The following is a 13563-nucleotide window of genomic DNA, read 5'->3' on the forward strand; positions in this document are numbered from 1 at the left end:
GGGGACGATCGACCGACCACGTGACTACTCGATCCAACGACTCGTCGATCAGCAGGCAGGCATCATTCGGTGTAGGATATCTGTTCGCGGGTTGTTCAACAATATAGCTACAATCGCCTGCACGCCATAGATCGTACCCAACTTTTCTTTTCGGAACGGAGTCCTAAAGAAAACGGATCCAACCGGGGAGGTTGAATCCGTAGCAATTGGGGTCGAGATTTCCTGCCTTGATTTCAAGATCTGGCACGGGAGGAATGCCGCGATAAATCCTGATATCCAGCACATTTGAGGACGAAAGTGTCATTGACACAGAGATGTCATGACGCGTTACGTCCGACTTGGCTCAAGCGAAGAGCGAGCGGAGAGGATCGCCCGAATTGATGCGGAGCGGCCGGCCAACCGGATCGAAGATTTCCATCTCCGGATCGACGCCGAGGGAGTGCAGGATCGTGGCTCCGAGGTCATCGGGGCTGACCGGGTCGCGTGCCGGGTAGGCCGCCCAACGGTCCGACGCCCCGTGGACAACTCCGCCCTGGACTCCGCCCCCCGCCATCACGGCCGAATAGCAGCGAGGCCAGTGCTCGCGCCCGGCGTTCTCCCTGGTGATCTTCGGATTCCGGCCGAATTCGCCAGCCCAGACGACCAGCGTGTCGTCGAGGAGGCCGCGATCGGCGAGGTCGTCGAGGAGCGCGGCAAACCCCTGATCGGCCGGGGGCATGAGCCGGTTCTTGAGATGATTGAAGTTGTCGCCGTGCGTATCCCAGAAGTTCTGCCCGTCGTCGTGCCAGTTCACCGTGATCAGCCCGACGCCAGCCTCGACGAGCCGCCGAGCCAGCAAGAGGCATTGTCCGTGGATGTGTCGGCCGTAGCGGTCGCGGGTCTGCGGGGTCTCTTGCTCGATGTCGAAGGCCTGTCGGGTCGTCGTTGAGGCGAGGGCGTCGAGCGCCTTCCCCTGGAAGCCACTCCAGGCCTTGGGCCCGACGCCTGAGAGGCCGAAGTCGTCCCCCATCTCGTTCAACAGGGCTCGGCGAATCTTGAGCCGGTCCTGGGTCATCCCCGGCGGCAGGTCGAGGCCTCCGACCACGAAGCCGGTCGCGTTGGGGTCGCCCTCGACCTTGAAGGGGTCAAACCCCTTTCCGAGCCAACCGCCGTGCTGGCCGGGAGCCTTGCCGCCGGGCGCCGCGGGATGTGCGACCGTCCAGGGCATGGTGACGGCCGCGGGGATCGCACCTTCGGTCGGTCGGCAGCGGGCGATCAGCGATCCCAGGGAGGGCCAGTCGTGGGGGGACGGGCCCGCGGCATCAGAATAGGGGGTCGGGGCCAGGTGACCCGTCAGGAGCCGGTGCGCCGTCGAGAGGTGCGCGGGGTCGTCGTGGGTCATCGAGCGGATGATGGCCAGACGATGCGTCTGTGCGGCAAGCTTGGGGAAGTGCTCGCTGATCCGAACTCCGGGGATCTTGGTGGCGATCGTGCCGAACTCACCCCGGATCTCCGCCGGAGCATCCGGCTTCGGATCCCACGTATCGAGCTGGCTCGGTCCGCCCCACTGGAAGATCAATATGCAGGACTTGGCCCGTCCGAACCCGCCCTTACCACCCGTTGCGGCCTGAGCCGTGCGACCTCGCAACAGCTCAGGTAGCGACAACCCCGTCATGGACAAGGCGCCCAGCTTCAAGACCCCTCGGCGTGTGAATCGCGCCGCGCGGAAGCCCTGGCATCCGGTATGACTCATCCGATCTGCTCCTTCATTGGAGCGCAGCGCTACTACAGAACGCTGCAATGTTAAACTTTCGATCAACAAGGGTAATCTAACCCAACGCCGCCCTGGCGTCCACTCATTCTCCCGACCGGTAGGTACACCTCTTTTCTTTCAAAAACCCCAGCCCATCGAAATCCCCCGACTTCAAGACGGTTTCAACGAGCCGGGCCGACGACCAAGACTTCGAGGGTCCGCGGCCCGTGTACTCCTTCTACGCGATTCAGCTCGATATCGGACGTGGCCGAGGGGCCTGAAATCCAGGTGATGGGTCGTCCGGGAGCCTGCGCCACGTCTCGGAGCCGGGTGATCGCCTCGGGGATGAGACCGACTACGTCGTCCTCGAGCACGACGCAGAGGTGGTAGTCGGGGATCAGGCTGATGGCCCGTCGACCTTGCCCCGGTCCGCCGTCGAGCATGATTGTCCCGGTCTGGGCGACGCCGATAGCCGAGCCCGTCAGGACACCATCGGTCGTGTCGATCTGCTCGTAAGTCAGTTGTTGGTCTTGGACCGTCTCGACGTTCTTCGGGATCCAACCTTGCGGCAGGTCGGCGGGGATCAAGAGCCGCTTGACTCCCTTGCGAGCGCAGGCCGACTCGATGGCCTCGCTCAGACCTTCTGGAGTGACCCGATGGACGACCGCTCGGTAATCCTCGACCCTTTCAATGAACTGGTCGATCAGGGTCTGGCGATCGAGGTCGCTCTTGAGGCGATAATCGCGGCTGACGGTGACGTCGGCCGGGGTCTCGGTTGCCGGGACGTCCTTGAGCGCGCTCCGGACTCGCGACAGGATCTCGGACTTCGCGTCGCTCATGAACGGGTCCTCCACCATTCGCGGAATGTCTGCTTGGCCACGGGGTAGACGTCTCGCGTCGTCGTCCAACCCTTGAGCGGGCCGGGAAGGTGATCGATGTAGCCGCCTCGCATGAGGAACCGCTGACCGAATCGCCCGAGCTTCTGGAATCGCTCGAATCGGGAAGGGTCGGCGAAGGTGTGCGCGAGGAACTTCATGGCCAACCCCTCGGGATCGGGCCAGTCCCCAAGTCCCTTGTTGTCCTGCTTGTTGCGGACGACCTCTCCGCGCAGGTGGACCAGGACCTCGGGGATGTTGATTTTGACCGGGCAGACCTCGTAGCAAGCCCCGCAAAGCGACGACGCATAAGGCAATGAAGGGGCATTCTCGACGCCCGCCAGCATCGGTGTCAGGATGGCACCGATCGGACCGGGGTACACCGAGTTGTACGCATGGCCGCCGGTCCGTTCGTAGACCGGGCAGATGTTGAGGCAGGCGCTGCAGCGGATGCAGTTCAGTGTCTGCCGGCCCATCGAATCCGATAGCACTCGGGTCCGGCCGTTGTCGAGCAGGACGAGGTGGAACTCGCTAGGCCCGTCGCCCGGGGTCACGCCGGTCCAGAAGGATGTGTACGGGTTCATGCGTTCGCCCGTTGAGGAGCGAGGCAGGAGCTGCATGAAGACCTCGAAGTCCTGCCAGGTCGGGATCATCTTCTCGAGTCCCATGACCGAGACGAGGACTTTGGGCAGGGTCAGGCACATCCGGCCGTTCCCCTCCGACTCGACGATGCAGACGGTCCCGCTCTCGGCGACGGCGAAGTTCGCGCCGCTGACCGCGACCTTGGCTTGGAGGAACTTCTGTCGCAGGTGGGCGCGGGCGACGCCGGCGAGCGCCTTCGGCTCATCCGTCAGCGACTGTGCCCCGAGCTGCTTCATGAACAGCTCGCGGATCTCGGAGCGGTTCTTGTGGATCGCCGGCACGAGGATGTGGGACGACCGCTCGCCCGCGAGCTGGATGATCAGCTCGGCAAGGTCGGTCTCGATCGGCTCGATGCCGTGGGCGTGGAGGGATTCGTTGAGCGAGATCTCATCGGTGGTGAGCGACTTGATCTTCACGACCTCGCGGGCCTCATGGGCCAGGGCGATGCCGGTGATGATCTTGTTCGCCTCGGAGGCGTCACGCGCCCAGTGGACGTGGCCCCCTGCCCGCTTGACCGAGGCCTCGAGCTGCTCGAGATACGTGCCGATGTGGCGGAGGGTCCGTTCCTTGATGGCCCGCCCTGCCTCGCGGAGCTCCTGCCAGTCGGGCATCTCGTCGACGACCGAGGCCCGCTTGCCTCGGATCGTCTGGGTGGCCTTGCCCATGTTGCGGCGGAGCTGCGTATTGGCAAGCGCGACCTTCGCCGAGTCCTCGAATCGGACGGCGGGCTTGGTGGGGATCGGCTCGTAGCTCATAGGGGACCTTCTTCCGTCGATGCGAGGATCTCGGCGAGGTGGATCGTGCCGACGCCCGCCCGCTGTCGGTGGAGGGCCCCGCCGATGTGCATGAGGCACGAGTTATCGGCGGCCGAGCAGAATTCCGCCCGCGTATCCAGGACGCAGCGGACCTTGTCGCCGAGCATGGCCATCGACGTATCGGCATTCTTGACGGCGAACGTCCCGCCGAACCCGCAGCACTCCAGCGAGCGAGGAAGCTCGACGAGGTCGATCCCGCGGACTGCCTTCAGGAGCTTGAGGGGGGCGTCGCCAACCTTGAGCATCCGGAGCGAGTGGCAGGTGGGGTGATAGGTCACGCGGTGCGGGTAGTAGGCGCCGACATCTTCCAGCCCCAACTTCTGCGTCAGGAACTCCGAGAGCTCGTAGACCTTGGGGGTGATCTCCTGCACGGCCTTCGCGAGCTCCTTGTCCCCGGCGAGTTCGGCCGCGTGGGGGTACATGTCCCGGATCATGCCGACGCACGAGGCCGAGGGGGAGACGACGACTTCCTTGTCCTTGAAGACCTCGACGAAGCGACGGATCAGTGGGATTGCCTCTCGCTGATAGCCCGTGTTGAAGTGCATCTGGCCGCAGCAGGTCTGCTCCATCGGGAAGTCGACGGTGTGGCCGAGCCGCTCCAGGAGTTTCACGACCGCCTGGCCGGTCTGCGGGAAGATCGTGTCGTTAAAACAAGTCACGAACAATGAGACCAACATTGCTGGCTCGGCTCCGCGTCAGTAGACCCCGGCCTCGTCTCGGGAGCGTCCGCCCGTACGGGGATCGTAAAGGAGAGAGGCGAACGTACCCCAGGATCATAATCGAAATCGGACCCCCGGGCATCATCGAGGTCCTTTCCGATCCGCTTCATCGCATTAATTTGTCCCAAACGGGGAGATTTTGACGGTGGGAACGGTGGTTTCGGAGGATTGGGAGGGGGGATGAGGCGGGGATCGTGGTGTTTACGGATCCCCGCCCGGGGCGAATGTCGGAGTGGCTCAGTCGCCCCACTTCCAGTCGCGGATTTCCGGCATATCCTCGCCGTACTTGCGGATGTACTGCTTGTGGTCGATCAGCTTGTCGCGGATCGCCTGTTTGAAATACGCGGCCTTCGAGCCGAGGTTGGGGACGCGGTCGATGATGTCCGCCACGAGGTGGAAGCGGTCGAGTTCGTTGAGCACCGTCATATCGAACGGCGTGGTGGTCGTCCCTTCTTCCTTGTAGCCCCGTACGTGCAGATTCCTGTGATTTGTCCGCCGGTACGTGAGCCGGTGGATCAGCCAGGGATAGCCGTGATAGGCGAAGACGATCGGCTTGTCCTTGGTGAAGAGGACGTCGAAGTCGTAGTCGCTCAGGCCGTGGGGATGCTCGCTCTTGGGCTGGAGCCGCATCAGGTCGACGACGTTGATGACCCTGACCTTCAGGTCGGGAAGCTCCTTCCGCACGAGGCTCACGGCGGCGAGTGTCTCCAGCGTCGGCACGTCGCCCGCGCAGGCCAGCACGATGTCGGGCTCGAAGCCCTTATCCGTGCTCGCCCACTCCCAGATCCCGATGCCGGCGGTGCAGTGCTTGATGGCCTCGTCCATCGTCAGCCACTGTGGGGCCGGCTGCTTGCCCGCGACGATGACGTTGACGTAGTCCATGCTTCGCAGGCAGTGGTCGGTGACCGAGAGGAGGCAGTTCGCATCGGGCGGGAGATAGACCCTGATCACGTCGGCTTTCTTGTTGATCACGTGGTCGATGAATCCTGGATCCTGGTGGCTGAATCCGTTGTGATCTTGTCGCCAGACGTGCGAAGTCAGCAGGTAGTTGAGCGAGGCGATCGGACGACGCCAGGGGATCCTGCGGGTCGTGTTCAGCCATTTGGCGTGCTGGTTGAACATCGAGTCGATGATGTGGATGAACGCCTCGTAGCACGAGAAGAACCCGTGCCGACCTGTCAGGAGGTAGCCTTCGAGCCACCCCTGGCACTGGTGCTCGCTGAGCATCTCCATGACCCGCCCATCTCGCGCAACGTGGTCGTCGCTCGGGAGGATCTCGGCGGTCGAGACGCGGTTCGTGACCTCGAAGACTGGGTTCCAGCGATTGGAGTTGGTCTCGTCGGGGCTGAAGATCCGGAAGTTTCGGGTGTCCGCGTTCTGTTTGAGCACGTCGCGGATGAACTTGCCCTGGACCCGAGTCGCCTCGCCATCGACGGCCCCCGGCTTGGGGACGTCCAACGCATAGTCGCGGAAGTCGGGCATCCGCAACGACTTGAGCAGGAGCCCGCCGTTAGCGTGCGGGTTGGCTCCCATCCGACGCTCGCCGACAGGGGCCAGCTCGGCGAGTTCGCCTTTGAGTTTGCCCGACTCGTCGAAGAGCTCCTCGGGTTGGTAGCTCTTCATCCAGTCTTCGAGCAGCTTCACGTGGCCGGGCTTCTCGGCCATTTCCGAGAGCGGGACTTGGTGGGCGCGGAAGGTGCCCTCGACCTGGACGCCGTCGACGACGTCGGGCCCGGTCCAGCCCTTAGGCGTGCGGAGGACAATCATCGGCCAGCGAGGACGCTCCGTGCTCCCCTTGGTTCGTGCCTCGTTCTGGATCTGCTTGATCTCGGCGATGATGGTGTCGAGCGTGGCGGCCATCTTCTGGTGCATCTGGGCCGGGTCGTCCCCTTCGACGAAGTACGGCGTGTAGCCGTAGCCCCGGAAGAGGGCCTCGAGCTCTTCGTGACTGATCCGGGCCAGGACGGTCGGCCCGGCGATCTTGAAGCCGTTGAGGTGGAGGATCGGCAGGACGGCGCCGTCGTGGACGGGGTTGAGGAACTTGTTCGAGTGCCAGCTCGTGGCGAGGGGACCGGTCTCGGCCTCGCCGTCGCCGACCACCGCCGTGACGATCAGGTCGGGATTGTCGAAAACGGCACCGAAGGCGTGCGAGAGCGAGTATCCAAGTTCTCCCCCTTCATGGATGGATCCGGGCGTTTCGGGGGCGACGTGGCTGGGGATTCCGCCCGGGAACGAGAACTGGGTGAAGAGTCGCTTCATCCCCGGCTCGTCCTGCGAGATGGAAGGGTATAGCTCGCTGTACGACCCCTCGAGATAGGTGTTCGCGACCAGGCCCGGCCCGCCGTGGCCGGGGCCGGCGATGTAGATCATGTCGAGGTCGAGCTTTTTGATCAATCGATTGAGATGAACATAGATGAAATTCAGTCCTGGGGTCGTCCCCCAGTGGCCGAGCAGCCGGGGCTTGACGTGCTCGATCCTGAGGGGTTCGCGGAGCAGCGGGTTGTCGAAGAGGTAGATCTGCCCGACGGAGAGATAGTTGGCGGCACGCCAGTAGGCGTCCATCTTCCTCAGCTCATCCTCGGACAACACGACGGCATCTTTGGTTGCGGTCGCCACGTCACTCCCTTTCGCTGCTCGAAGATTTGGCGAATCAAGCCGGCTCTGCCAAACGGCCGGCCGGCCAGGTCCGATGTTCGGTGAGGCCGAAGTTTATCATCCCGACCGCCGAATTAAGCAGAACTTTCTGTTTCTGGAGGAGAAGCCCCCATGCGAACCGGCCCGCGATATATCGTGTCCAGGAATTGAGGCGGCCTGGCCGCGGCCTGGTTTCGCGAGCCGTCGCATCCGCGGGTATGAACCAAATTGGTTGCGACGGCGTATTGAATGGTGTCGGAAGATCAAGATATCTGAAGACGAAACGTGTGAATCGAAGGGCCGAAGATTCTCGACCGGGTCGGCCCCCGAAGGGAATAGGACGTCCAACCCTCGACGAATGCAGGACGACCGCGACGCGAGCGGGATCCGCGAAATTGAAATAGTCGGGGCCCTGTGACGAATACCCCTTCGCTAGAGAGTCGAGACCCTTTGCCGCCTCGGATCACAACGAGGAGGTCGCCGATGCGTATGGAACGGTTGATTGACAGGACTGCGTGGGGCGTCGCCCTTTTCCTGGGCCAGGTGTCGGTCCTCTGGGGCGTGATGATCTCGCTGGGCTGGGCCTTTGGCTTCGTCCTGCTCGTCTCGTCCAAGAGCGAGGCGAGCGCGCTTCACCCGATGCACCTCTCGGTCGCCCCTCCCTTGATGGGGTTGGCCGCGGCGGGCCTGGCGCTGCTGATCGCCCAGAAGAGCCGGTCTGCGGTCTGGCACTTCGCCCTCGCCGGCATCGTGTTCAACACCATCGCCTTGATCCTGGCCCTGGTGCAGTTCACACGGTAATCGCAGCCCGGGACGGCTCCGACAAGAACGAGAAAGGCCGAGTCGCCGTGGGGGATGTTACCCCTCGGCGACTCGGCCGTTTCGTTGCGCCTGATGGGGACGGCTGCAGATCAGTCGTTCTTCTTGACTTGATAGGTTGTGTATTTATCGGCACGGCCGTATGATTTGTCGATGGGATACTTGAGCGCAGCTAACGCAAGTTTCTCATGCAGTGCCGACGAGAGGTCGACGCCGCAGACGTCGCCCAGCCGGAGGATCAGCCAGAGGCAGTCGGCGAGCTCATGAGACACCTCGCGATGCACCTGGGGATCCTCGAGCTTTTCCCGGATCTCCTCGTCCTTCCGATAGCGAAAATGCTCGAGAAGTTCTCCGACCTCGCAGGCTAATGCCACGCCGAGGTCTTTGGGGTGGTGGAACTGCTCCCAGTCTCGTTCTCTCGAGAATATGCGGAGCCATTCTTTCATCTCTTCGACGGTCGTCTCTCGATCCATCCTAAATTCCGCCTTCAAATAAGTCCGTCGTGACCACGTCCTGCTTGCTGGGAATTGGAGAAATCCTCGACCAAGCAGGGAGGCAATGCCGAACCATCCGAGGGCGCTTTCGAGAATCGCGCACGAATGCTCTCGGCCACGACCGAAATTCTAGGCGACTCTGCAAATTTCCCGGGAAGATTTCTCCTCTCGGGACGTTCTCCCTGGCGACGGACCCCCACCGTGGTGTCCCGACAACCTCGGTTTGCCGCCTCAAAGAGAGGCTCAACCTCCAACCTGATTCACATGGATATCATGTCTGCATCGGCAGTTCCTTCGCTTTGGGGATGCGCAGTCATGCTCTCTTATTTGAAAGGAAAAGGGTTCATGTTCACGTCCGCTCGATTAGGTCGGGTCGCTTCATTTAAAGAGCTGAAAGTCTGGGCGGCGTTCGCCGCCGTCTTACTCGGGCTGGGCGCCCCCGCCCTGGCCCAGGACGACGTCGGGAAGTCCGAGGGCGAGCCCGAGAAGAAGATGGTCCTCACGCCCGAGCAGGAACGCGCCCGGCAGCTCTACCTGTCCATTAAATGGCAGGACGGCCCCGGGACTGCCGAGCTTGGCCAGCACGCCGAGCTCAAGCTGCCCGAAGGCTTTCGTTTCACCGGACGGGATGGAGCCCGCAAGTGGGAAGAATTGAACCAGAACCCCCCCAGCGATTCTATCCTGGGTGTGCTCATGCCCGCCTCGAACAATGATTGGTTCATCGTTTTTGATTACAACGACACGGGTTACGTCAAGGATGACGAAAAGGACAAGATTGACGCTGACGCCATCATCAGCAGCATTCGCGCGGGGACCGAAGCATCGAACGAGATGCGTCGCAGCCGGGGTTGGGACGAGATCAAGAACATCCGATGGCAGTACCCCCCCTCGTATGACCCGACCTCGCACAACCTGGTCTGGGCGACGACTTTCGAGGCGGCCGGCTCCCGCACAGTGAACCACAGTACCCGGATACTTGGCCGTCATGGCGTGATCAACGCCAATCTCGTCGGCAATCCGTCAGACATCGAGGCCGCCATGCCGATCGTGAAGGACCTTCTGGCGGGGCTCGAGTACAAGTCCGGCCTGAAATATGCCGAGTTCCGTTCGGGCGATAAGGTCGCCGCCTACGGGCTCACCGCCCTGATCACGGGCGGCGCCGCGGCGGTGGCCGTCAAGACAGGGCTCCTTGCCAAGCTGGGCGTATTCCTCGCCAAGTCGGCCAAGCTGGTCATCGGCGGCATCGCCGCGCTGATCGCCATCGTCTTCCGGACGCGGAAGAGCTCGAACGGTTGATCGAGGCGGAGCCTCCCAGTCAACCCGTGTTGACGACGCGAAGGCGGGCGACTGATCGTCCGCCTTCGGTTATTCTCAGCGTCCGCGATCGGACGTTTTCGATTCCTCCCCAGGTACGAGCCGAGGACGATGATGGGGTTAGAAGGTCTGACCGACGTCGAGGTGATCCTTCTCGTGCTCGCTGCATTCTATGTCTCGGAGGCGTTCGGCTGGTTCCGGGGGGGGAGTGCCTGGTTCGTCTCGGTCGCGGGGGGGGCTTGCCGGATCATACGGTCGGCCCTGCTTACGGGCAACGACCTGGCGGGGCCGATCTTCCTCGAACTCTTGCCGAGTGGACGCTCGTTCCTGGCCAGAAGTTGGCCGGTCTCGATCTCGCCGACGGGCCTCTATTCCTTCTCGGCCGCGAGCCTCTCGCCCGGGGGACGCCAGGATCAACCCGCTCGGTATGTGCCGTTCGTGGAAGTCGACACGATTGAAGCCAGGGGCGATGAGGTCGAGATCAACAACAAGACCTTCGTCTCGGCGGCTTCACACTCTCATGCCAGGTTCATCGCCGAGAATCTTCGGCGCATCGCCCACGTTTCGCCGGAGACGAGGGGAAGCGAAATCGAGGCTTTCCTCGACGTCATGACCGACGAGAAAGCCGTGAAGGACCGAGTCGCGGAGATCGACAGCAAGTCCAGCACGTTGAAGACGACGTCGTTCCTGCTCTTTGTCCTGGTTTTTGTCCTGGCTCCCTTTGGCTATTACGAATTCCGACTCCACCCGTCGTCGACGCGGCTCCTCGTCGCATTCCTCCTCTCCTTCTTCTTCCTCTGGATCTTCAACGTCTTCTCCTTCGCGAGGGTCGCCCGGTCCATCGAGCCGGATGATCGACTTCATCGACGCAAGCAGGTTCTGACCATGGCATTGTCGCCGGTGGCGGCGATGCGGGCCTGGAGCCATTTGCCCCGACATGCGCTGCTGAACTTTCATCCTCTGGCCATCGCCGTGGCCGTTTGCAACGAGGACATGGCGCGAAACCTGGCCGGCGATCTGCTTCGGGACGCCTTACACCCCCTCCCCCCATCCTGCCCCGACGACACACCTGCCCACCTGGAAACCGAGGCCTGGTTTCGGGAACGATTAGCCGAAGCCTTCTTTCGGCTCGCCCAGCGTTCGGGGTACGATCCGGAAAGGATGCTGACCGCTCCCGAGCGGGAGTCGGCATCGCGGTCGTATTGCCCTCGCTGTCACGACCAATACGAGGTGACTTCGGGCACCTGCACGAGTTGCGAGGGGCTCGGGCTCATCTCGTTCGATGGCGAGGTCTCCACGGCCTCAAGCACGTCGGCTCCCGGGTCGCTCGATCCGGGGCAAGTTTGAACCGTCTCGATTTGGGTCGTATCCTTGTCTTTTCAGGTTGAACCCGCCCGCAGTCCTCTCGAGTCGTGGAGGCCGGGCGAAGCAGGCTCGTCGGCGTTCCGCGCCGGCTCGAGGCGATGTTCCGATCGAAAGAGGTCCTGGATGCGGATTGCGATCCTGACGAACGAGTACCCGCCCAACATCTATGGTGGAGCGGGAGTGCACGTAGAGTACCTGACCCAGGAACTGACTCGTGTCGAGCAGGGACAGCACTCGATCGAGGTCCTTTGCTTCGGTGATCAGACTTTCCAGCAAGGAAATCTGACGGTCAGGGGGACCAGGTCGGATACGAAGATCCCGACTCAGGACCGTCGGCATGAGAAGTTCTTCGATACCATGCTCCGCGACCTCATCATGGCGGGCTCGCTCACCGACGTGGATGTCGTGCACTGCCATACGTGGTACACCCACCTTGCCGGCTGCCTGGTCAAACAACTGACCGGCGCAAGGCTCGTCCTGACGACTCACTCGCTTGAGCCGCATCGGCCCTGGAAGGTGGAGCAACTCGGCTCGGCCTATCACGCCAGCTCCTGGGTCGAGAAGACGGCTTACGAGAATGCCGACGGAGTGATCGCCGTCTCCGAGGCGATGAAGCACGACGTCCATTCCCTCTACGGTGTCCCCTACGAGAAGATCCGGGTCATCCACAACGGGATCGATCTCGGTCAGTACAAGCCGACGTTCGACCCCGATCTGGTCCGACGGTACCAGATTGACCCGGACCGGCCGTTTGTCCTATTTGTGGGGAGGATCACGCGCCAGAAGGGGATTATCCACCTGGTCAATGCCATCAAGCACATCCGGCCGGGCGTCCAGGTTGTCCTGTGCGCCGGGGCCCCCGACACGCCAGAGATCGGTCGTGAGATGGCGGAGCGGGTCGAGCGGGCGCGGGCGGAGACGTCCAATCCGATCATCTGGATCCCGCACATCGTCCCCAAGGATGACATCATCCGCCTCTACACCCACGCCAGCCTCTTCGTTTGCCCGTCGGTCTATGAGCCTTTCGGGATCATCAATCTCGAGGCGATGGCGTGCGGGACGCCAGTCGTGGCGTCGGCGGTCGGAGGCATCAAGGAAGTCGTCGTCTCCGAGAAGACGGGCTTGCTCGTACCGTTCGAGCCCATCGGCGAGGTGGAATTCGAGCCGAAAGACCCAGAGCAGTTTGCCCTGGATCTGGCCAACGCGGTCAACACGCTCCTCAACGACCCCGATCGCCTGGCGAAGATGGGGGCGAGATCCCGCGAGCGAGTCGAGCATTTCTTCAGCTGGACGAGCATTGCGCGGTGGACGACCGACTTTTACTGGGATCTGATCCAGGCTTGAGCCGGACGAAGCTATAACGAGGGCCGCGAGCCGCCTTCCGGCAGCTCGCGGCCCTTGCCGTTTTTAGAGGTTGCCTTCAAGACCCTGGCGGTGGAAGAAGTGTTCCACCTCGTCCTGGTTCTCGAGCAGCCAGTCGATGGTCGGCTCGTTGTTCAGGGCCTTGCGGATGACCTTGGTCGTCGCCTCGCGATGGACGGCGAAGAGCGCGGCGTGGTCGACCTTCTCGACTTTGAGCACCGAGGGATCGAGCCAGACCGAGTAGATAATCCCCAGATCGTTCGCCTTCTCCTTGGGGATGATCCCTTCACGGACGGCGTCGAGCACGCCGTTGGCGATCGCCGCCTGCACGGTGCCCATCAGGATGTTCGTGTAGGTCGTGCTCTTGACCGTGACCTTGCTCACCATGACGGTAGCGGGGCGGACCTGGACGTCGCTGTTCAGGATCGCGAAGACGCGGGAGTGCCCCTTCACCTGGTCGCCGATCAGGTTCGCCAGGGCGTTGCCGACGGGGCCGTCGAGCTCTCCGATGACGATCTCCGGCTCGGCGCACAGGTAGTCTTCATCCCCTTCGACGAGGGCCTCGCCGGTCCTCAGGACGATTCGTTCGCTCATGCGTCAGACTCCCACGGATAGGATGCAGCCCACCGCCTTGAATCGCCGACGGGCATAATCATGTCGATACGTTAAGTGATTCGGGCTCCCGGGTTCACCTCAGAGCCCCGGAACACGATCGAGTTGCATCGAGACGCGATTATTCACGGAACGCGAGCAGGCGCCAACCTTGGCGGTCTCGAATGTCGGACGCGTCTC

Annotated in this window: 11 protein-coding genes; 4 read left to right on the plus strand and 7 right to left on the minus strand. The window is 62.6% G+C overall.

Annotation, left to right across the window (positions count from 1 at the left end):
• Window positions 1–343: 343 nt before the first annotated feature.
• From ACOYYX_RS29735 to ACOYYX_RS29755, 5 genes are all read right to left on the minus strand, one after another.
• Window positions 344–1732: a DUF1501 domain-containing protein gene (locus tag ACOYYX_RS29735; RefSeq protein ID WP_422926329.1), complete on the minus strand. Its 1389-nt coding sequence runs from the start codon at window positions 1730–1732 to the stop codon at window positions 344–346.
• 182 nt (window positions 1733–1914) lie between these two features.
• Window positions 1915–2571, minus strand: a complete 657-nt coding sequence (locus ACOYYX_RS29740; RefSeq protein ID WP_422926330.1) for a LutC/YkgG family protein — start codon at window positions 2569–2571, stop codon at window positions 1915–1917.
• Window positions 2568–4004: a LutB/LldF family L-lactate oxidation iron-sulfur protein gene (locus ACOYYX_RS29745; protein ID WP_422926331.1), complete on the minus strand. Its 1437-nt coding sequence runs from the start codon at window positions 4002–4004 to the stop codon at window positions 2568–2570. The genes ACOYYX_RS29740 and ACOYYX_RS29745 overlap by 4 nt, the downstream gene beginning before the upstream one ends.
• A complete protein-coding gene (locus ACOYYX_RS29750) occupies window positions 4001–4741 on the minus strand; it encodes a (Fe-S)-binding protein (RefSeq protein ID WP_422926332.1) in 741 nt (246 codons plus the stop codon). The genes ACOYYX_RS29745 and ACOYYX_RS29750 overlap by 4 nt, the downstream gene beginning before the upstream one ends.
• Before the next feature lie 279 nt (window positions 4742–5020).
• On the minus strand, window positions 5021–7345 hold the full coding sequence (locus tag ACOYYX_RS29755) for a phosphoketolase family protein (RefSeq protein WP_422931677.1): 2325 nt from the start codon (window positions 7343–7345) through the stop codon (window positions 5021–5023).
• 555 nt (window positions 7346–7900) lie between these two features.
• Here ACOYYX_RS29755 and ACOYYX_RS29760 point away from each other — a divergent pair.
• A complete protein-coding gene (locus ACOYYX_RS29760; RefSeq protein WP_422926333.1) occupies window positions 7901–8218 on the plus strand; it encodes a hypothetical protein in 318 nt (105 codons plus the stop codon).
• Window positions 8219–8328: 110 nt separating this feature from the next.
• On the opposite strand, the gene ACOYYX_RS29765 is transcribed toward ACOYYX_RS29760, so the two are convergent.
• Window positions 8329–8709, minus strand: a complete 381-nt coding sequence (locus tag ACOYYX_RS29765; protein ID WP_422926334.1) for a nucleotide pyrophosphohydrolase — start codon at window positions 8707–8709, stop codon at window positions 8329–8331.
• Between the two features lie 366 nt (window positions 8710–9075).
• On the opposite strand from ACOYYX_RS29765, the gene ACOYYX_RS29770 reads away from it, so the two are divergent.
• The 3 genes from ACOYYX_RS29770 to glgA all read left to right on the plus strand — a co-directional run bounded on the left by ACOYYX_RS29770 (window position 9076) and on the right by glgA (window position 12753).
• Window positions 9076–10026, plus strand: a complete 951-nt coding sequence (locus tag ACOYYX_RS29770; RefSeq protein ID WP_422926335.1) for a DUF2167 domain-containing protein — start codon at window positions 9076–9078, stop codon at window positions 10024–10026.
• Between the two features lie 129 nt (window positions 10027–10155).
• Window positions 10156–11391, plus strand: coding sequence for a hypothetical protein (locus tag ACOYYX_RS29775; protein WP_422926336.1), 1236 nt, complete (start codon window positions 10156–10158; stop codon window positions 11389–11391).
• A 141-nt stretch (window positions 11392–11532) separates the two neighbouring features.
• On the plus strand, window positions 11533–12753 hold the full coding sequence (gene glgA / locus ACOYYX_RS29780) for a glycogen synthase (protein ID WP_422926337.1): 1221 nt from the start codon (window positions 11533–11535) through the stop codon (window positions 12751–12753).
• A 63-nt stretch (window positions 12754–12816) separates the two neighbouring features.
• On the opposite strand, the gene fae is transcribed toward glgA, so the two are convergent.
• Window positions 12817–13365: a formaldehyde-activating enzyme gene (gene fae / locus ACOYYX_RS29785; protein WP_422926338.1), complete on the minus strand. Its 549-nt coding sequence runs from the start codon at window positions 13363–13365 to the stop codon at window positions 12817–12819.
• Window positions 13366–13563: the final 198 nt, after the last annotated feature.

It is taken from the genome of Singulisphaera chitinilytica (assembly GCF_049331405.1).
In the GTDB taxonomy this organism is placed as follows: Bacteria; Planctomycetota; Planctomycetia; order Isosphaerales; family Isosphaeraceae; genus PoT.